18 protein-coding genes are annotated in these 18879 nt (G+C 59.3%); 12 read left to right on the top strand and 6 right to left on the bottom strand.

Translation table 11 applies throughout. The features are described from left to right. The first annotated feature begins 205 nt into the window (after nucleotides 1-205). The gene (locus ACQ4OE_RS22705) at nucleotides 206-760 is read left to right on the top strand and encodes an RNA polymerase factor sigma-70 (protein ID WP_122591893.1); all 555 of its coding nucleotides are present in this window, start codon (nucleotides 206-208) and stop codon (nucleotides 758-760) included. Between the two features lie 60 nt (nucleotides 761-820). Here the strand turns inward: ACQ4OE_RS22705 and ACQ4OE_RS22700 are convergent, their stop codons facing one another. The 3 genes from ACQ4OE_RS22700 to ACQ4OE_RS22690 form a co-directional block, all read right to left on the bottom strand. Next, entirely contained in the window at nucleotides 821-1834 is a 1014-nt protein-coding gene (locus ACQ4OE_RS22700; RefSeq protein WP_430947978.1) for a GNAT family N-acetyltransferase, read from the bottom strand. Nucleotides 1835-1921: 87 nt separating this feature from the next. Next, nucleotides 1922-2719, bottom strand: a complete 798-nt coding sequence (locus ACQ4OE_RS22695) for a substrate-binding periplasmic protein (protein ID WP_430947977.1) — start codon at nucleotides 2717-2719, stop codon at nucleotides 1922-1924. A 92-nt stretch (nucleotides 2720-2811) separates the two neighbouring features. Then, nucleotides 2812-3435 (bottom strand): TetR/AcrR family transcriptional regulator, encoded by a 624-nt coding sequence (locus tag ACQ4OE_RS22690; protein WP_122591898.1) that lies wholly within the window; start codon nucleotides 3433-3435, stop codon nucleotides 2812-2814. A gap of 184 nt (nucleotides 3436-3619) precedes the next feature. Here ACQ4OE_RS22690 and ACQ4OE_RS22685 point away from each other — a divergent pair, with 184 nt between their 5' ends. The 8 genes from ACQ4OE_RS22685 (at nucleotide 3620) to ACQ4OE_RS22650 (ending at nucleotide 12934) form a co-directional block, all read left to right on the top strand. Next, a complete protein-coding gene (locus tag ACQ4OE_RS22685; RefSeq protein ID WP_430947976.1) occupies nucleotides 3620-5404 on the top strand; it encodes an acyclic terpene utilization AtuA family protein in 1785 nt (594 codons plus the stop codon). A 12-nt stretch (nucleotides 5405-5416) separates the two neighbouring features. After that, nucleotides 5417-6286: an SDR family oxidoreductase gene (locus tag ACQ4OE_RS22680; protein ID WP_430947975.1), complete on the top strand. Its 870-nt coding sequence runs from the start codon at nucleotides 5417-5419 to the stop codon at nucleotides 6284-6286. Between the two features lie 3 nt (nucleotides 6287-6289). Continuing rightward, nucleotides 6290-7906, top strand: coding sequence for a geranyl-CoA carboxylase subunit beta (gene atuC / locus ACQ4OE_RS22675; protein ID WP_430947974.1), 1617 nt, complete (start codon nucleotides 6290-6292; stop codon nucleotides 7904-7906). A gap of 31 nt (nucleotides 7907-7937) precedes the next feature. Further along, nucleotides 7938-9095 (top strand): citronellyl-CoA dehydrogenase, encoded by a 1158-nt coding sequence (atuD, locus tag ACQ4OE_RS22670; protein ID WP_430947973.1) that lies wholly within the window; start codon nucleotides 7938-7940, stop codon nucleotides 9093-9095. After that, nucleotides 9092-9889, top strand: a complete 798-nt coding sequence (locus tag ACQ4OE_RS22665; RefSeq protein ID WP_430947972.1) for an enoyl-CoA hydratase/isomerase family protein — start codon at nucleotides 9092-9094, stop codon at nucleotides 9887-9889. The genes atuD and ACQ4OE_RS22665 overlap by 4 nt, the downstream gene beginning before the upstream one ends. A 119-nt stretch (nucleotides 9890-10008) precedes the next feature. Next, nucleotides 10009-11964, top strand: a complete 1956-nt coding sequence (locus ACQ4OE_RS22660; protein WP_430947971.1) for an acetyl-CoA carboxylase biotin carboxylase subunit — start codon at nucleotides 10009-10011, stop codon at nucleotides 11962-11964. 70 nt (nucleotides 11965-12034) lie between these two features. Further along, nucleotides 12035-12577, top strand: coding sequence for an exonuclease domain-containing protein (locus ACQ4OE_RS22655; RefSeq protein WP_122591910.1), 543 nt, complete (start codon nucleotides 12035-12037; stop codon nucleotides 12575-12577). Between the two features lie 72 nt (nucleotides 12578-12649). Continuing rightward, entirely contained in the window at nucleotides 12650-12934 is a 285-nt protein-coding gene (locus ACQ4OE_RS22650) for a pyrimidine/purine nucleoside phosphorylase (RefSeq protein WP_003226701.1), read from the top strand. A gap of 71 nt (nucleotides 12935-13005) precedes the next feature. Here the strand turns inward: ACQ4OE_RS22650 and ACQ4OE_RS22645 are convergent, their stop codons facing one another. Further along, complete coding sequence (locus ACQ4OE_RS22645; protein WP_430947970.1) at nucleotides 13006-13812, bottom strand: MOSC domain-containing protein; 807 nt, start codon at nucleotides 13810-13812, stop codon at nucleotides 13006-13008. Between the two features lie 88 nt (nucleotides 13813-13900). Beyond that, the gene (locus ACQ4OE_RS22640; RefSeq protein ID WP_007908676.1) at nucleotides 13901-14836 is read right to left on the bottom strand and encodes a chemotaxis protein CheV; all 936 of its coding nucleotides are present in this window, start codon (nucleotides 14834-14836) and stop codon (nucleotides 13901-13903) included. 450 nt (nucleotides 14837-15286) lie between these two features. On the opposite strand from ACQ4OE_RS22640, the gene ACQ4OE_RS22635 reads away from it, so the two are divergent. The 3 genes from ACQ4OE_RS22635 to ACQ4OE_RS22625 all read left to right on the top strand — a co-directional run bounded on the left by ACQ4OE_RS22635 (nucleotide 15287) and on the right by ACQ4OE_RS22625 (nucleotide 17794). Further along, nucleotides 15287-15757, top strand: coding sequence for a hypothetical protein (locus tag ACQ4OE_RS22635; protein WP_430947969.1), 471 nt, complete (start codon nucleotides 15287-15289; stop codon nucleotides 15755-15757). Between the two features lie 487 nt (nucleotides 15758-16244). Continuing rightward, nucleotides 16245-17138, top strand: a complete 894-nt coding sequence (locus tag ACQ4OE_RS22630) for a sensor histidine kinase (RefSeq protein WP_430948008.1) — start codon at nucleotides 16245-16247, stop codon at nucleotides 17136-17138. Further along, the gene (locus tag ACQ4OE_RS22625) at nucleotides 17135-17794 is read left to right on the top strand and encodes a response regulator transcription factor (RefSeq protein ID WP_122591918.1); all 660 of its coding nucleotides are present in this window, start codon (nucleotides 17135-17137) and stop codon (nucleotides 17792-17794) included. The genes ACQ4OE_RS22630 and ACQ4OE_RS22625 overlap by 4 nt, the downstream gene beginning before the upstream one ends. Here ACQ4OE_RS22625 and yegS read toward each other — a convergent pair. After that, complete coding sequence (gene yegS, locus ACQ4OE_RS22620; RefSeq protein WP_430947968.1) at nucleotides 17778-18695, bottom strand: lipid kinase YegS; 918 nt, start codon at nucleotides 18693-18695, stop codon at nucleotides 17778-17780. The genes ACQ4OE_RS22625 and yegS overlap by 17 nt on opposite strands. Nucleotides 18696-18879: the final 184 nt, after the last annotated feature.

Here is an 18879-nt window from a genome sequence, read left to right as displayed (position 1 = left end):
TGAAATAATTAGTCGGCAGGCTCGATCGCCAATGGGGCTGGGGTGTGGCGGCGTGTCGCAGTTCTCACAACGCACCGATTTGGATCATTACTTCTCTTTCTCATTTGACAATCATTATCATTCAACATAATTTGTCGCTCGATGTGTAGGACGGCCCCGCCCCCCAAGGCGTCCCACTAACCTATTTGGCAGCAAGGTGATTTCCATGACGGAACAAGTATCCACAAGCAGGTGCGATTCACCGCTACTTCAGGCATTCGTTGAAAATCGACTGATTCTGGTCAAGATTGCAGCCCGCATTACCGGCTGCCGCTCGCGTGCCGAAGATGTGGTGCAGGATGCGTTTTTCCGACTGCAGTCGGCGCCACCGATCACATCGTCGATCAAGGCTCAGTTGAGTTATCTGTTCCAGATCGTGCGCAACCTTGCCATCGATCACTACCGCAAACAGGCGCTGGAACAGAAGTACTCCGGCCCTGAAGAGGAAGGGCTGAACGTGGTCATTCAGGGTGCTTCGCCGGAAACCTCGCACATCAATTTCTCGACCCTGGAACACATCGCCGACGCCCTGACCGAGCTGCCCAGCCGCACTCGCTACGCGTTCGAGATGTACCGCCTGCACGGCGTACCGCAAAAGGACATCGCCAAGGAACTCGGCGTGTCACCGACCCTGGTCAACTTCATGATTCGTGATGCACTGGTGCACTGCCGCAAGGTGTCGGGCAGTCGTCGGGATGCGGTGATTGCGGGTCGTCGCTGATCCGCCGAATTCGTAGCGCCTTCAATCGCTAGCTGCTGCTAGCGATTGAAGGCCTCACCATCAGGCCAACTTGCACCGATCAAAAAACCGCTCACGCCCCAGAATCATCAACGCCGCGCGCTTGTGCGGGAAGTCGAATTCCTTCTCGCAGTGGAAGCACTGATTCTGCATGTGACCAATCATCTTCGCGTTATCGGCCCGCGGTTCAGCGACCACACGCTGGGTGCGCGGATCATCGAGAAACAGGTAATGCACCAGCGCCGATAACCAGCTCGCCACTTTGTGCGGACCACGGTGATCTTCCTCGCCGACCAGCATGTGAATGCCACGATCGTAATTGTCGGCCTCGTAGAACGGCGCAATCCGGTCTTCCTTGGCCCAATAGGCTTCGAAATAAGCGAACGGCTGGTCATCGAAACAGCCAATCAACGTCAGCGTGTGCGGATCGGTGTCGAGCTTGCTCAAGTATTCGCGATGCTTCTCGAGACTGCCCTCCTCCTGCCAGAAACTGGCGACACGCGGGCTGTTCTGCCAGCGGTTGAAGCGCGGCAGATCTTCCTCGATTTCCACGGTACGCAAGGAAATCCACGCACCAAGACGCGCATCGAAACGCCGATAAACCTCACCGCGCGGCTTCACCGGTCGCAGCGGATGGCGTTTGCCCTGGCTGATGACCATTTGCTGCGGATAGCTGCCGGTCAGCGAAGCGCCCAGCCACGGTTGCGGCAGTTGCCAGAATAACGTGCGCTCGCAGCGATACTCACCGGCCACTTCAGTGCTCACCAGCAAACCGCTAAGCAAGGCCTCGGTCGGTGGCTGATCCAGCTGCCAGGTCAATTGCTGGCACGCAGGATCGCGGGCGAACAGCCAATAACAGGCCGCCCACAGCGCTTGCCCCGGCGGCAAAGCAAAACGTTCATCGATCTGGATCGGGCCTTTGCCTTCACGATCGAGGCGCAGGCGAATCAGCGGTTGCCCGTCCAGGCTCAGGCTCAGACGGCTTTCAGTGGCATCGGCTACCAAATGACTGCCCGAAGGCAGGGCCAGGGCAGTCAGGTCATTCAGATTGGACATGGGTCGGGCTCACGATAATCGTCGACAGTTCAACGAAGTGACGTGATCCGGGCGGGAAAATTTAGCGTTCGCACGTAAATTGCTAGCTCAGTGATGCGCAACCGGCACCACTGCAATCTTGTACGGATCGAAAATCTTCAACATCTCGCCGTTGTCACGCAGCCCTTGCAGCAGCTTGCCAAACGCCTCGCCGGTGATCGGTGCAGTCGGGCGCAGGATCGCGTAGTGGTGATAGACCTGATCGACGCGCTGTGACACCAGCAGCTCATCGCGAACCTTCTCGTTGCGCAGCAAGTAATCGCTCAGATACGAGCGGGTGACCAAGGCGATATCGGCGCGGCCGCGCAGCACCATCAGCAGGTTGCTGTCGTGGGAATAGGTCAGCGTGGCATTGAAATTTTGCGCGAGGAACTTGGGGTCGGCGTTGAAGTTGGCGAATTCGTAGTGATACCCGCTGAACAGCGCCAGACGCTTGCCGGTGAGGCTCGCAAAGTAACTTTGCTGACGACCGTCTTCGCGTTGCGCGACGAAAATCTCCGCGTCCTCAAGGCCCATGTCGACATCGCTGTGGGGGATGTCCTTCCAGCCCCACTCCGGGTTCTCGAAGATCGCCATGTCGATCCGGCCCTGTTTGAAATCACCGAAGCGCCGCGGAATCGACGTTGGCACCAGGACGAACTGATAGTCGCTTTGCAAACGGTTCAAGGCCTCGACCAATTGCGGCAGCAGACCGGTGTCGGCGCCGTTTTCCGGGCGAATGGTGTAAGGGGGAAAATGCGCCGCGCCGACCCGAACCAATTGCGCTGCCTGAGCGGGCAAAACCCATAATGCAGCCAGCGCTGCGAGCAAAAGCCCCGCGGCCGTCCGAATTGGCAAAGACTTCAAAACACCCCACTCCCCGAAAAAATACCGATCAATGCATTCAAGCTAGGCGGTTTCGCCCAGTTAGCCAGTTTCCCGGCTGGATAGAAAGCGCCTCAGCGCTCTTCGAGGACCAGAATCAGCGCCTCGTCGGCCAGTTGATCGAGGCTCAAACTGCCGCCGGCACGGAACCAAGTGGTGGTCCAGGACAGTGCGCCAGTCAGGAAACGTCGGGTAATAAATACGTCGCCACGAATAAACCCGGCGTCCTTCGCTTCACCGAGCACTTGCAGCCAGATCTCTTCGTAAACGTCGCGCAGGGCGAGGACCTTGGCCTGGCCCTCCTCGGACAGCGAGCGCCATTCATAGACCAGCACTGCCATGGCTTCGCCGCTGCCGCCCATGATCGACTGCAATTCACAGCGAATCAGCGCCAGCACCCGCTCGCGCACATTGCTGGCATCGGCGAGTGCGGCGCGCATCAACGCGGTGTTGTAGCGGATGGTTTCTTCCATCACCGCACGGAGGATTTCGTCCTTGCTTTTGAAGTGATGAAAAATGCTTCCCGACTGGATGCCGACCGCACCGGCCAGGTCGCGCACCGTGGTGCGTTCGTAGCCTTTGTTACGGAACAGGTGAGCCGCCACTTGCAGCAGTTTGCCGCGAGCGCTGTCGGGATCAGTCAACTGACCTTCGTCGACCAATTCGCGCATGACCCTCAGGGCTTTTTGCTCGTCCACCCGTTCTCTCCTACAGTCGATCAGTCTGTTGCCCCCTGAAACCGCAGGGTTGCGCGCAATTTAAGCCGCCGACGGCAACCAAGCAAGCGCTTGGGCAGAAGATAGTTTCAACTGTTTACAAACCAAGCGCTTGCTTGGTAGCCTCCAGACACTTCTGTCGCAGGTTCCTGAGTCGGAGATAAAAATGCCCACCACCGTTCGCATCGGATGCGCCAGTGCATTCTGGGGAGACACCTCGACCGCCGCCGCGCAGTTAGTGGCAGGCGGCAATCTGGACTATCTGGTCTTCGATTACCTGGCCGAGATCACCATGTCGATCATGGCCGGCGCGCGCATGAAAGACCCGCAGGCCGGGTTCGCTGGCGACTTCGTCGAAGTGCTGACGCCGTTGCTGCCGCAACTGGCCGAGCAGAAGATCCGCGTCATAAGCAACGCGGGCGGGGTCAACCCGCAAGCCTGCGCCGCCGCCCTGCAAGCCGCCTGCGACAAGGCCGGCATCGACCTGAAAATCGCCGTCCTGCTTGGCGATGACCTGCAACCGCACTTCAAGCAACTCAGCGGCGTCACCGAGATGTTCAGCGGCGCCCCGCTGCCGCCGATGTGCGTATCGACCAACGCCTACCTCGGCGCGCCGGGCATCGTCGAAGCCCTGCGTCTGGGCGCCGACATCGTCATCACCGGTCGAGTGGTCGATAGCGCCGTGGTCAGCGCCGCGCTGGTGCACGAGTTCGGCTGGTCTTGGCACGACTACGACAAACTCGCCCAGGCCGCACTGGCCGGGCACATCATCGAATGCGGCGCGCAATGCACCGGCGGCAATTTCACTGATTGGCGCGACGTGCCGGACTACGAACACATCGGCTTTCCCATTGTTGAAGTCAGCGCCGACAGCCAATTCATCGTCAGCAAACCGGAAGGCTCTGGTGGACTGGTTACGCCACTGACTGTCGGCGAGCAAATGCTTTACGAAATCGGCGATCCGCAGGCCTATCTGTTGCCCGACGTGGTCTGCGATTTCACCGAGGTCAAACTTCAGCAGCAAGGCAAAAACGTCGTCCACGTCCATGGCGCCAAAGGCTTGCCGCCGAGTGACAAATACAAGGTCAGCGCCACGTATCCGGATGGCTTCCGCTGCACCGCAAGTTGCCTGATCGCCGGCATCGACGCGGTGGATAAAGCACGCCGCGTCAGTCAGGCGATCCTCGACAAGACGTCGGAAATGTTCAGCCAACGCGGCTGGGCGCCTTACACCGAAACCGATATCGAATTGCTCGGCAGCGAAGCCACCTACGGCCCCCACGGCCAGCGCCAGGACAGCCGCGAAGTGGTGATCAAACTCGCCTTTCGCCATCCGAGCAAACAGGCGCTGGTGCTGTTCTCCGGGGAAATCGCCCAGGCTGCGACCGGCATGGCGCCGGGGCTGACCGGCATCGTCGGAGGACGGCCCACGGTGTATCCGTTGATCCGCCTGTTCTCGTTCCTGATCGATAAAAGCGCCTGCACCTTGCAGATCGATCTGGCCGGTGAGCGCCATCTCTGCACCCTGCCCTCGCTGGATACGCTCGACAGCGACGACTTGCCCATTGCCCAGCAACCGCCCAAACCTCAGGGCCGCGCCGATGCCAGCGTGGCGTTGGTAAAACTCGCGGTGGCACGTTCCGGCGACAAGGGTAATCACAGCAACATCGGCGTGCTGCCGCGCAAAGCCGAATACCTGCCGTGGATCGCCGAAGCATTGACCCCGGCAGTGATCGTCGACTGGATGAGCCACGTGCTCGACCCCATTCATGGCCGGGTCGAACGCTGGTATCTGCCCGGTACGCAGAGTCTCAACTTTCTCTTGGAAAACGCCCTCGGCGGCGGTGGCGTGGCGAGTCTGCGCATCGATCCGCAAGGCAAAGCCTTCGCCCAGCAACTACTGGAAATCCAGATCCCGGTGCCGCAGAGCATCGCCGAACAGCTCGACTAAAGGATGCTTTGCATGGCTTACGCGTCGATTTTCAACGCCGATCTGTTCAGCGGCCAAACCATCATCGTCACTGGCGGCGGCAGCGGCATCGGCCGTTGCACTGCCCACGAACTGGCGGCACTCGGCGCGAATGTGCTGCTGGTCGGGCGCAAGCCGGAAAAACTCGCAGCGGTTGCCGCTGAAATCGCCGAGGACGGTGGCCGTGCGCACTGGAAGGCTTGCGATATCCGTGATGAAGAAGCGGTAAAGCAATTGGTCAAAGAACTGATTGCCGAGCACGGGCCGATCCACGGTCTGGTCAACAATGCCGGCGGCCAATACCCCTCGCCATTGGCCTCGATCAATCAGAAAGGTTTCGAAACCGTGCTGCGCACCAATCTGGTCGGCGGTTTCCTGATGGCGCGGGAAGTTTTCAATCAGTCGATGAGCAAACACGGCGGCAACATCGTCAACATGCTCGCCGACATGTGGGGCGGCATGCCCGGCATGGGCCACTCGGGCGCGGCGCGGTCGGGCATGGACAACTTCACCAAAACCGCCGCGTTCGAATGGGGTTACGCCGGCGTTCGGGTCAACGCGGTAGCGCCGGGCTGGATCGCCTCCAGCGGCATGGACACTTACGAAGGCGCGTTCAAAGCGGTGATTCCAACCCTGCGCGAACATGTGCCGCTCAAGCGCATCGGCACCGAATCGGAAGTCAGCGCGGCGATTGTGTTTCTGCTCAGCCCGGCAGCGGCATTCATCAGTGGCAGCACCTTGAAAATCGACGGCGCGGCGAGTCTGGGCAGCCGTGCCTGGCCGTTGCACAAAGCCACGCACAGTGAGTCGTTCAACGGCTTCCACCGCGCGTACTTACCCGACGTGCTCAAGGACAAGGAGTAAGCCATGCCGCAGATCCAGTCCCAACTCGATCCCCACAGCGAGGCTTTTGCGCGCAACCGTGCGGCCATGTTCACAGCCATCGAGCAAGTCCAGCAACTCGAACAGAACCTGCTGAACAAAGCTGCCGAAGCCAAAGCAAAATTCGACAAGCGCGGACAATTGTTGCCGCGCGAACGCTTGAACCTGCTGCTTGATCCCGGCGCACCGTTTCTCGAACTGGCCAGCCTCGCCGGCTATAAATTGCACGATGACAAGGACGGCAGCTCGGCCGGCGGCGGGTTGATCGCCGGGATTGGTTACGTCTGCGGCATCCGCGCCATGGTCGTGGCCAATAACAGCGCGATCAAGGGCGGCACGATCTCCCCGAGCGGTTTGAAAAAATCCCTGCGCCTGCAGCAGATCGCCCAAGAAAACAAATTGCCGGTGATCACCCTCGCCGAAAGCGGCGGCGCCAACCTCAATTACGCGGCAGATATTTTCGTCGAAGGCGCACGCAGTTTTGCCAACCAGGCGCGGATGTCGGCGATGGGCTTGCCGCAAATCACCGTGGTGCATGGTTCGGCCACAGCGGGCGGCGCTTATCAGCCGGGGCTGTCGGATTACGTGGTGGTAGTGCGCGGCAAGGCCAAGCTGTTTCTCGCCGGCCCACCGTTGCTGAAAGCGGCCACCGGCGAAGTCGCCACCGATGAAGAACTCGGCGGCGCCGAGATGCACGCGCAGGTCGCCGGCACGGCAGAATATCTTGCGGAAAACGATGCCGATGGCGTGCGTCAGGTGCGCGAAATTCTGCGGATGCTGCCATGGAATGAACAGCTGCCATGGCTACCGGAGCCGCAATACAAAGAGCCGCTCTACCCCATCGAAGAGTTGCTCGGGCTGATCCCGGACGATCCGAAAAAACCTTACGACGTGCGCGAAATCATTGCGCGGATTGCCGACGAATCCTGCTTCGTCGAATTCAAAAGCGAGTTCGATCAGCAAACGATTTGCGGGCAATTGAAGATCCAGGGCCGCGCCTGCGGTTTCATCGGCAATAACGGCCCGATCACCCCGAACGGCGCGAGCAAGGCCGCGCAGTTCATTCAACTGTGCGATCAGAGCCAGACGCCGCTGCTGTTTTTCCACAACACCACCGGCTTCATGGTCGGCACCGAATCAGAACAGCAAGGCGTGATCAAACATGGCTCGAAACTGATTCAAGCGGTGGCCAATGCGCGGGTGGCTAAACTGACCATGGTCGTCGGCGGTTCCTACGGTGCGGGCAATTATGCGATGTGCGGGCGCGGTCTCGATCCGCGCTTCATTTTCGCTTGGCCGAACAGCCGAACCGCGGTGATGGGCGGCGCCCAGGCCGGCAAGGTGTTGCGCATCGTCACCGAAGCCAAGCAGCTCAAGGACGGTTTGACGCCAGACCCGAAAATGCTCGACATGCTCGAACAGGTCACCGCGCAGAAACTCGACAGCCAGTCGACCGCACTCTATGGCAGCGCCAACCTGTGGGACGACGGGCTGATCGATCCACGCGACACGCGCACCCTGCTCGGCTATTTGCTCGACATCTGCCACGAGGCCGACATTCGCACGTTGCAACCCAACAGCTTCGGCGTCAGCCGGTTCTGACCGCCACGGATCCTACGGAGAACAATAAAAAATGATCTTCACCCCGGAACACGAAGCCCTGCGCCGTACCGTCCGCCAGTTCGTCGCGCACGAGATCAATCCGCACGTCGAGGAATGGGAAAAGGCCGGACGCTTTCCGATCCATGAGATCTTCCGCAAGGCTGGCGACCTCGGTCTGCTAGGCATCTCCAAACCGGAAAAATTCGGCGGCATGGGCCTTGATTACAGCTACTCGATTGTCGCCGCCGAAGAGTTTGGCACCATTCATTGCGGCGGCATTCCGATGTCGATCGGCGTGCAGACCGACATGTGTACGCCCGCCCTCGCCCGCTTCGGTTCCGATGAATTGCGCGAAGAATTCCTGCGTCCGGCGATCACCGGAGAACAGGTCGGCTGTATTGGCGTCTCCGAAGTGGGCGCCGGTTCCGACGTCGCCGGGCTGAAAACCACTGCGCGCAAGGACGGCGACGACTACGTGATCAACGGCAGCAAGATGTGGATCACCAACTCGCCGAGTGCTGATTTCATCTGTTTGCTGGCGAATACTTCCGACGATAAACCGCACATCAACAAGTCGCTGATCATGGTGCCGATGAACACGCCGGGCATCAGTCTGAGTTCGCACCTCGACAAACTCGGCATGCGCAGCTCGGAAACCGCTCAGGTGTTTTTTGACAACGTGCGCGTGCCGCAGCGCAACCGCGTCGGCCACGAGGGCGCCGGGTTCATGATGCAGATGCTGCAGTTTCAGGAGGAACGCCTGTTCGGTGCGGCCAACATGATCAAGGGCCTGGAATATTGCGTCGACAGCACTATCGAATACTGCAAGGAGCGCAAGACCTTCGGCAATGCGCTGATCGATAACCAGGTGATCCATTTCCGCCTCGCTGAATTGCAGACCGAAATCGAATGCCTGCGCGCGTTGGTTTATCAGGCCACCGAGCAATACATCAAAGGCCAGGATGTAACGCGCCTGGCATCGATGGCCAAACTCAAGGCCGGACGCCTCGGTCGCGAAGTCAGTGACAGTTGCCTGCAATATTGGGGCGGCATGGGCTTCATGTGGGACAACCCGGTGGCCCGCGCCTATCGCGATGTGCGCCTGGTATCGATTGGCGGCGGCGCCGACGAAATCATGCTGGGGATCATCTGCAAACTGATGGGCATCCTGCCGGGGAAAAAGAAATGAGCAACCTGCCGCAATGCCAGACGCTGTTGCTGGAACTGCACGGCGGCGTGCTGCACATCACCCTCAATCGGCCGGACAGCCGTAATGCGATGAGCCTGCAAATGGTCACGGAGTTACGGGCGGTGCTCGCATCTGTACGCGATGACCGCAGCGTTCGCGCTTTGGTACTCAGCGGCACTGGCGGGCATTTCTGTGCCGGCGGCGACATCAAGGACATGGCCGGTGCCCGCGCTCAGGGCAGCGATGCCTACCGCGATTTGAATCGCGCTTTTGGCGCCCTGCTCGAAGAAGCGCAGCACGCGCCACAAGTGCTGATCACCGTGCTGCAAGGCGCGGTGCTTGGCGGCGGGTTTGGTCTGGCCTGTGTCAGCGATATCGCGATTGCCGATCATCAGGCGCAATTCGGTCTGCCGGAAACCAGCCTCGGTTTGCTACCCGCGCAGATCGCGCCGTTTGTGGTGCAGCGCATTGGCTTGACCGAGGCGCGGCGTCTGGCGTTGACCGCTGCACGGTTTGATGGGCATCAGGCTCGGCGTCTGGGGTTGGTGCATTTTGTCGAACAGGACCCGCAGGCGCTGGCCGAACGTCTGGATGAAGTGCTGCAACACGTGCTGTGTTGCGCGCCGCAAGCGAATGCCATGACCAAGCAATTGTTGTTGGCGAGTGCCGGGCAGCTTTCGAGTGAATTGCTCGATGAGGCCGCGCAGATGTTCAGCGAAGCGGTGACGGGCGAAGAAGGGATCGAGGGCACCATGGCTTTTGTGCAGAAACGCAAACCACGGTGGGCCACCTAAAAGCATCGCTAGCAGGGCTAGCTCCCACAGGTTTTTGCGTCTTTCATAAAACCTGTGGGAGCTAGCGCTGCTAGCGATGAGGCCAGCACATCCATCGCCAAAACTTCAGGAAGCCGACCATGCCCGCCCTTCAGAAAATCCTGATCGCCAACCGCGGTGAAATCGCCTGCCGCATCCAGCGTACCGCCCAGGCCCTCGGCTACCGCACCGTCGCCGTCTACAGCGACGCCGATGCCGATGCGCTGCACGTGCAAATCGCCGATCAAGCTGTACACATTGGCCCGTCCCCCGTGCAGCAGTCCTACCTGAACATCCCGGCGATTCTCGACGCCGCCCACCGCAGCGGCGCCGATGCCATTCATCCCGGCTATGGTTTTCTCTCCGAGAACGCCGACTTCGCCCGCGCCTGCGAGCAGGCCGGTCTGACTTTCATCGGCCCCAGCGTCGAAGCCATCGAATTGATGGGCAGCAAACGCCGTTCGAAAATCGCCATGCTCGAAGCCGGCGTTCCGTGCATCGCCGGCTATCAAGGCGCCGAACAGGACGACGCCACCCTGCTGCGCGAAGCCGAGCGCATCGGCTATCCCTTGATGATCAAGGCCAGTGCCGGCGGCGGTGGTCGCGGCATGCGTCTGGTACACGATTCGTCTGATTTACCGGCGCAACTGCGCACCGCGCGTTCCGAAGCCTTGAACGGTTTTGGCAGTGACGAACTGATCCTCGAACAGGCGCTGATCGAGCCGCGCCACGTCGAAGTGCAGCTGTTCGGCGATCAGCACGGAAATCTGATTTACCTTGGCGAACGCGATTGCTCGGTGCAACGGCGCCACCAGAAAGTCATCGAAGAAGCGCCCTGCCCGGTAATGACCGCCGAGTTGCGTCAGGCCATGGGTGAAGCCGCGCTGAAAGCCGGGCGCGCGGTGAATTACGTCGGCGCTGGTACGGTGGAATTTCTCCTCGACGCGCGTGGGGAGTTTTACTTTCTGGAGATGAATACTCGCCTGCAGGTCGAGCATCCGGTGACCGAGCTGATTACTGGGCTGGATCTGGTGGCATGGCAGCTGTTGGTTGCCGAGGGTCAGCCGTTGCCGCTGAGTCAGGATCAAGTCCAGCTCAACGGGCATGCGATGGAAGTACGGCTTTACGCCGAAGATCCGGCGCAGGATTTTCTGCCACAGACCGGTCGCATATTCGCATGGCAACCGGCGCATGGCGTACGCATCGATCATGGCTTGCTTGAAGGGCAATCGGTCAGCCCGTTCTACGATCCGATGCTCGGCAAACTGATCGCCCACGGCGCCACTCGCGAAGAGGCGCGGCGCAAACTTCTGCGTGCAGTGCAGGACACGGTGCTGCTCGGTGTGCAAAGCAATCAGCGCTTGCTGGTCAGTCTGTTGCAGCATCCGCAATTCATCAGCGGCAATTTCAGCACGGCCTTCATCGCCCAGCATTTCAGTGATCACCCCAGCTTGCACAAGTACTCGCCAAGTATTGAAGACCTCGCCATCGCCACGGTGCTGTTCTACCAAGCCAGCGCCCTCACTCATCGCAAGTCGTTAAGCGGATGGCGGAACAACGCCAGCGTACCGCTGCATTATCGCCTCGGCCTCGACGAGCAAAACTGGCGGCTGCAACTGCTCGCTGAATCTCACGGTGGGTTCAAGGTGCAGATCGCCGAGCGCACCCTCGAATTGAAACTCGTCGAGCACGATGCGCAGTCAGTGACGCTTGAAGTCGATGGGCTGCGTCAGCGCCATGCTTACCGTCTCGATGCCGGACAACTCTGGCTGTTCACCCATCCCGGCGCCCTGCATCTGGAGGATCGAACTCACGCGGTGATCGACAGTCAGACCAGCGTCAGCTCCGGCACCTTGAAAGCGCCGATGGACGGTGCCATTGTCGACGTGCTGGTCAGCGAGGGCAGCCCGGTCAGCAAAGGTCAACTGCTGGTGGTGCTGGAGGCAATGAAAATGGAGCATCCGCTCAAGGCCGGCATCGACGGCGTACTCAAGCGGGTGCAGGTCAAGGTCGGCGATCAGGTAAAAAATCGTCAGGTTCTGTTGCAGGTCGAGTAGTCACCCCCACACACGCGCGGGGTTTGACTACGCTCTGAAGAATCAGAACGCGGAAATCAGGAACCCTGCGATGCCCCACTGGCTGGTCATAGATCTGGAAGCCACTACCGACGAGGGTGGCTGGCCAGTCACCGAGATGGAAATTATCGAGATCGGCGCGACGCTGGTCGATCGTGCCGGACGCGAGCAGGATCACTTCCAGCGCTTCGTCAAACCGACACGACGGCCCCTGCTGACGCCGTTTTGCCGCGAACTGACGCACATCACCCAAGCCAATATCGACGCCGCGCAGCCGCTGACCGAAGTCTGGCCGGCGTTCGAGCGCTGGCTCGCGCAACATCAGCCACGCCTTGAAGGCTGGGCCAGTTGGGGCGATTACGACCGCAAACAATTGCTTCAGGAATGGCAGCGGCTGAATATCGACAGCGGCTTGAGTCGCGTGCCGCACATGAACCTCAAGCAACGCTTCGCCAAAGCCCGACGCCTCGAACGTCCGCTGGGCCTCAACGGTGCGCTGCAACTGGCGGGCATGCAGTTCAGCGGTCAACAGCATCGGGCGCTGGAAGATGCGCGCAATACCGCGCGGTTATTGCCACTGGTTCTGCCGCTCTAGGGGCGTGACGGCGCGAAGAGCCTTGTGCATACTGGCCGCCTCCATTTTTCAGCCCTTTTCGAGGAATCGCCCATGTTTAAAGTCAACGAGTACTTCGACGGCACCGTCAAGTCGATCGCCTTTGGCACCGCTGAAGGTCCGGCGACCATCGGCGTCATGGCCCCGGGCGAATACGAATTCGGCACGGCCCAGCGTGAAATCATGCACGTTGTTTCCGGCGCGCTGACCGTCAAACTGCCCGACAGCAGCGACTGGGAAACCTTCGCCGCCGGCAGCCAGTTCAACGTTCCGGCCAACAGCAAGTTCCAGCTGAAAGTCGCCGTCGATACCGCTTACCTGTGCGAATACCGCGGCTAAAACCACGGTTTTGCTGCACAAAAAAAATGCCCGTGTCCAAGGACACGGGCATTTTTCGTTGCAGTGACGGATTATTCGAGGATTTCCACCGGCATCCCGACTTGCAATCGACCGTTGCTGTCGTTCACCAGGTTCTGGCCGAACATCGCACCGTCGGCTTCGGCACGGTATTTCTGCAAGGTCGCCAGCGGCTCACGATCAGCACTGCGCTCACCGGTTTGTGGGTCGATGGTAGTGAGGATGCAGCGTGAACACGGCTTGACCACGCGGAACTCGACGTCGCCAATACGAATGCGTTTCCAGCTGTCCTCGGCATACGCCTCACTGCCTTCGATCACCAGATTCGGCCGAAAGCGCAGCATCTCCAGTGGCCGCCCGACCCTTTGCGAAAGATCCTGCAGCGACGCCTCGCCAATCAACAGCAGCGGAAAGCCGTCGGCGAAGGCAACCTGATCATCATCCTTGCCGATACCTGACTGCGTGGTGCGCGCCCGATCTAGCGGCACTTGCACCAAGCGAGTCGGTTTACCGATGAAATCGGTGACCCAACGGGCCGCTTCATCACCGGCATCCGGCACACGCAACGTGTCACGCCAGATCGTTATGCCACGCAACTCGGCGTCGTGATCCGGCAAAGCAATGTCGATGGATGACTGTTGCGGCGCGCTGAGAGTCAGACCGCCCTGCGCATTCCACAGCGCCGACAACTGACTCATCTTCGCTTCGGCACGCTGGGTCAGGAAGCGGCCGCTGGCTTCGTCCACGAGCATCCAGCGTCGGTCGCCATCGAGGCCCAGCTTGTCGAGGTCGACGCTTTGCAGCACATCGACCTTGCCGGATTTCAACGGGTAACGATAAAGCGCGCTCAGACGCAGCATGGCCAGCTCCCTGGAGGATAAAAACGCCACCCTATACGAGCTTGGTCAGGAATCAAAGAGCAAAAACTGTCCTGCAAAGGGTGCGTGATCAGGCCGGCACTTCGTCGAGCATCAAACGCTGGCGTACCACGTCGACCAGTTTGTCCGGCTGGAATTTGGAGAGGAAGTTGTCGCAACCGACCTTCTTCACCATCGAGTCGTTGAAGCTGCCCGACAGCGAGGTATGCAACACGACATAGAGGCCACGCAAACGCGGGTCGTTGCGGATTTCGGTGGTCAGACGGTAGCCGTCCATTTCCGGCATTTCCGCGTCGGTGAAGATCATCAGCAGTTTGTCGGTCATATTCACGCCAGTGTCAGCCCAGGCCTTGAGCATGTTCAGCGCTTTCAGACCGTCGCTGGCGATGTGCATTTTCACCCCGAGCTGGCCGAGGGTGTCGCGCAATTGCGAGAGCGCCACGTTGGAGTCATCCACCAGCAGCACTTCACGGCCACGGGCGCGTTCGAGCACCGGATCTTCGAGTTTTTCTCGCGAGACTTTGGCGTTGTACGGCACGATCTCGGCGAGGACTTTCTCGACGTCGATGATTTCCACCAACTGATCGTCGACCTTGCTGATCGCCGTCAGATAATGCTGGCGACCGGCGCTGGTCGGCGGCGGCAGAATGGCTTCCCAGTTCATGTTGACGATGCGGTCGACACCACCGACGAGGAACGCCTGCACGGAACGGTTGTATTCGGTGACGATGATGGTGCTGTTCGGTCCCGGCACCAGCGGACGCATGCCGATCGCCTGAGACAGATCGATCACCGGCAGGGTCTGCCCGCGCAGATTGACCACACCGCACACAAACGGGTGACGCTGGGGCATCAGGGTCAGCTTCGGTAGCTGCAGCACTTCCTGAACCTTGAACACGTTGATCGCGAACAATTGGCGCCCGGCCAGGCGAAACATGAGAATTTCCAGGCGATTCTCACCCACCAGTTGTGTGCGTTGGTCTACCGTGTCGAGAATGCCGGCCATCAATGACTCCTGGGCTTGTTCTGATGAATTCACTAAGTGGGTTTATCGGCGGCGTGCAGCGAATCTTGATTGCTGCAAAAAACGTTATCAAAATGCCATAACCGCCCATTGATGTCACATTAACATCATGGTTTACTGGCGCTGTGATTTTCATCTGCTACAGTCTTCTCGGCGCGACCTCAGTTTGCGCCGTAGGTTCCCGCGTCTAAGGGATTCCCCTAGTAACAATCAGGCCCAACCTGATATTCGCAATATCCAATAGCCATTAATGTGACGCCATTCTCATTGCATGAACGGAGTCAGGCTATTGTGTGCGATCGCAGTTCAGTGGAACCCCACCTGGAAAACCTCAGCCTGTGCACTTGCACCGCTGGGCGCGATCTCCCGACGATTCATGATCGTCGCCACACACGGCATTCCCTCATCAGACATGACGTTGTGGAGATAAGCATGCCAATCGACCATAAAGACTGGGCACAACGCTTCCCCGAGTTCGTGGTCGAGGCTGAAACGCTGCTGACCAAGTCCGAAGAATGCCTCAGCCACCTGCAACTGATCAGCAATGACAAGGACGCCATCGACTGCATGCTGAGCACCCTGCTCAAGCTCGCGAGCCGCGCCGAAGCCTTGGCGCTGGAAGCCATTTCCGAATTTTCCCTGCACATCTACAGCTTGCTCAATCTGAGCCAGGATCGCGTTGACCTGCATGAACAGGCACTGGATGCGTTGCGAGACTGCTTCACCCTGATGGCCTGGCAATTGGAACTGGTTGACCAGAAAACCGGGCAACTGAGCCTCGATGAAAGTGAGCAGACGTCGTTGATTGAGGCCTTGGCGTTTCAGGTGGGCCAGAGCCCGTTTCAATCGTCGCCAGCAAGCAAACGTTTGCCCTCGGTGAGCTATTCGGAACGCCAGGCCTGACCTGTGCATCACCGCATGCAACCGCGCAGGACTGCCTTCCAAGTGTCGCTATTGAATAGTTCATACCTCTCAACGACACATCGAATTAAATAATTACGTATGACTGAAACGGATATTTGCCTGCCGGTCTCAGGGTTTACCTGTGTGTAAAGAACTGCATTTCAGGCAACATCGATATGTATCGAAAATAAAACAAACTGACTTTTTTCCATTATGGAACTAACGTCCAACGGCGTAATTTCCTGACCTATTGGACATATATGGCAGCGCGACCAACGGTATCTTAAGTGGTATTATGCCGCCCATTAGTTGGTATCGTATTAATGGCACAGTGATTTCAATGTCCGGCCTGCGCCGAAGTTGACGGTCAAACATCGTTTACTCCACCTCATTGAAATCAATAAGATAATTGACAGCATATTCAGACAGAGACCCGCCAGCCACCGGCCGGTCTGCCCGCAGCGAACATCCATTGGCTCCATCCGCTATGTACGCCAGCCTCAAGTCAATCACCACTTGGCCACCTTCCCGGGAAAACGCACGCCGGTTCACGCTCATCATGAGTGTCGCCGCCGCACTGGGCAGCCTGCTCACCTATGGGTTTTCGGCACCGCTGGGCCTGGGTCTGTTACTGCTCAATATTGCCGCTACGGCATGTGTCTGGGTGCAATACCGACTCTCACGCAAATCGATCAAATTTCAACCGCAAGAACTTGCCGACCGCTTGCTGCAAGTCCAGGAAAACGAGCGCCATCGCCTCAGCCGCGAACTGCACGACGACATCGGTCAATTGCTGACCGCCGCGAAACTGCAAAGCGAGTGGCTGAAACGCCGAATGCCGCAAGACTTGCAGGAACACTGCACCGTACTGAGCGACACCCTCGAAGAAACCCTCAACAAAGTGCGCGACGTCTCGGCCATTCTCAATCCTCGGCAATTGACCAGCCTGGGCCTTGAAGCCAGCCTGCGTGCGCATCTGCTCAAGACACTGACCAACACGAGCGTGCACTGGAGCCTCGATTGCCAGCAGCGCCTCAACGGCATTCCGGAAGAAATGGCCGTCGCGGCTTTTCGCATCACTCAGGAAGCGGTGACCAACATCCTGCGACACGCTCAGGCGACCAATCTTGTGGTTCGCGTGCAACGTCTGCCGCAAGGCCTGACACTGTTGATCAGCGATGACGGCCAGGGCTTCGCGCCGGCCGCCAACCCGGGACGGGAAGGACAACGGGGTATGGCCGGGATGGTCGAGCGGATCGAGCAACTGGGTGGCACGCTGACGGTCACCAGTGAGCCGGGCCAAGGCACTCAAATCGAAGCACTTCTGCCCTGGGCGCCCCGGGCACTCGAACGGGCCAGTACCAATAAGGTTATGCGTTGACTTGTAACTTACTTCTGGTGGATGACCACTCGCTGATCAGGGCCGGCGTGCGCGCTCTGGTGCTGGATATTCCAGGTTACGCCGTGATCGGTGAAGCCAATGACGGTTCACAACTGCTCGAAATGGTCGAGCAACTGTCGCCTGATATCGTCCTGCTGGATATTTCGATGCGCGAAACCGGCGGCCTGGAGGCTTTGCAACGGCTCAAGCGGGTGCGCCCGCAGAGCAAGGTGCTGATCCTCTCGATGCACACCGATCCGGCGCTGATCATGCAAGCGCTGGAGTCAGGCGCCCATGGCTATCTGCTCAAGGACACCACCGCCACTGAGCTTGAGCACGCGCTGGACGCATTGCGTAACAACGAACGTTACCTGAGCCCGGCCATCGCTCACACCGTGATCAATCAGGCCCTGACTCGCAATCAGAAGCAGCAGCCGGAAGTCGCCGATTCACACAACCTGACCGCGCGCCAGCTGGAAATCCTGCGCCTGATCGTGCGCGGCAAATCCACCCGGGAAATCGCCAACGGCCTGGGCCTGAGCATCAAAACCGTCGAAACCCACCGCTCGCAGATCATGAAGCGTCTGCAAATCTACGACGTGGCAGGCCTGGTGCTGTTTGCCGTGCGCGAGCAAATCATCAGCCTTGACGACTGACCGGCGACTGCCCGGACAGCAACGGTGAGTCCTTCGGCAAATGCACCTGCAGCGCCGCAGGACGCGCTTCGAAACGCATGCTCTCGCCTTCCAGCGGCTCACCGTCGAGGTTGATGTAAAGCCCCTCAGCGACTTTGATTTCGACCCATGGCAGGCGGACGCGGACAAACATGTTGTCGATGCCGAAGCCATCGCTCAGCAGGTTTTTCAGGGTGCCGACCAACTCTTGCGGCGCCGGCAGAATGCTGATGTCCAACAAGCCGTCGTCTACTCGCGCATCGGGACACAGCACATGCCCCCCACCCGCCTGCCGGCCATTGCCGATACCCAGGGCGAGCAACTCGCCGCTCCAGTGAAAGTCCGGCCCCTGCAACTCGCCATACGCCGCGTGCAACTCGCTGAAGCGGGACAATCCGGTAAATAGATAGGCGGCCCCACCCAGGACCTTTTTCAAGTCCTCGGACGTGTTGGCGGTGACCTGGCTGCCAAAGCCACCCGTGGCCATGTTGAGGAAAATCTGCCCGCCGACTTCACCCAGATCGATGGCGGTCGGCGCGGTATCGAGCAGTTTCAGTGCATCGGCAGGTTCCAGGGGAATGCCCGCCGCACGAGAGAAATCGTTGGCGGTGCCTAAAGGCAACAGCACCAGGCTGGCCTTTTCAGAATGCGCCGCCAGCGCTTCGGCAATGTCACGCAACGTGCCATCTCCGCCTCCAGCGATGATCTTCGTATAGCCGCTGGCTAAGGCTTCCTCCACCAGACGTTGGGCATCGCCCGCTTCCCAGGTCAGCCGGACCGCCAGGTCCCAGCCTTGCGCGCGCTGGCCTTCGACAGCTTCTCGCACTGACTCGTTGAGTGCCTGCTTGCCATGCAGAATCAATAGCGCCCTGCGTTCACTCATAACGGTTACTCCGCAAATGGATCGTGTGAAACATCTTGACCATTCAAGCCCGGAAAAAAGCCACGCGAGGCACAATTAATTCAAGCGCTGGGATCAAGCGTCCTACAAGGCGGTATTTATTCTTACAAAACATACGGAAACGGCTTAATTGACCTCGACGGTTCAGTCGTTCACCGTGTGCCGG

This window comes from Pseudomonas sp. WC2 (genome assembly GCF_050586545.1).
Lineage (GTDB): Bacteria > Pseudomonadota > Gammaproteobacteria > Pseudomonadales > Pseudomonadaceae > Aquipseudomonas.
This window is presented reverse-complemented; position numbering and strand designations above follow the sequence as displayed.

Excerpts from the sequence above, each read along its gene's own strand:
- ACQ4OE_RS22705 (WP_122591893.1), top strand. The coding sequence starts at position 206 with ATGACGGAACAAGTATCCACAAGCAGGTGCGATTCACCGCTACTTCAG.
- ACQ4OE_RS22700 (WP_430947978.1), bottom strand. The coding sequence starts at position 1,834 with ATGTCCAATCTGAATGACCTGACTGCCCTGGCCCTGCCTTCGGGCAGT.
- ACQ4OE_RS22685 (WP_430947976.1), top strand. The coding sequence starts at position 3,620 with ATGCCCACCACCGTTCGCATCGGATGCGCCAGTGCATTCTGGGGAGAC.
- ACQ4OE_RS22680 (WP_430947975.1), top strand. The coding sequence starts at position 5,417 with ATGGCTTACGCGTCGATTTTCAACGCCGATCTGTTCAGCGGCCAAACC.
- atuC (WP_430947974.1), top strand. The coding sequence starts at position 6,290 with ATGCCGCAGATCCAGTCCCAACTCGATCCCCACAGCGAGGCTTTTGCG.
- atuD (WP_430947973.1), top strand. The coding sequence starts at position 7,938 with ATGATCTTCACCCCGGAACACGAAGCCCTGCGCCGTACCGTCCGCCAG.
- ACQ4OE_RS22665 (WP_430947972.1), top strand. The coding sequence starts at position 9,092 with ATGAGCAACCTGCCGCAATGCCAGACGCTGTTGCTGGAACTGCACGGC.
- ACQ4OE_RS22660 (WP_430947971.1), top strand. The coding sequence starts at position 10,009 with ATGCCCGCCCTTCAGAAAATCCTGATCGCCAACCGCGGTGAAATCGCC.
- ACQ4OE_RS22655 (WP_122591910.1), top strand. The coding sequence starts at position 12,035 with ATGCCCCACTGGCTGGTCATAGATCTGGAAGCCACTACCGACGAGGGT.
- ACQ4OE_RS22650 (WP_003226701.1), top strand. The coding sequence starts at position 12,650 with ATGTTTAAAGTCAACGAGTACTTCGACGGCACCGTCAAGTCGATCGCC.
- ACQ4OE_RS22645 (WP_430947970.1), bottom strand. The coding sequence starts at position 13,812 with ATGCTGCGTCTGAGCGCGCTTTATCGTTACCCGTTGAAATCCGGCAAG.
- ACQ4OE_RS22640 (WP_007908676.1), bottom strand. The coding sequence starts at position 14,836 with ATGGCCGGCATTCTCGACACGGTAGACCAACGCACACAACTGGTGGGT.
- ACQ4OE_RS22635 (WP_430947969.1), top strand. The coding sequence starts at position 15,287 with ATGCCAATCGACCATAAAGACTGGGCACAACGCTTCCCCGAGTTCGTG.
- ACQ4OE_RS22630 (WP_430948008.1), top strand. The coding sequence starts at position 16,245 with ATGTACGCCAGCCTCAAGTCAATCACCACTTGGCCACCTTCCCGGGAA.
- yegS (WP_430947968.1), bottom strand. The coding sequence starts at position 18,695 with ATGAGTGAACGCAGGGCGCTATTGATTCTGCATGGCAAGCAGGCACTC.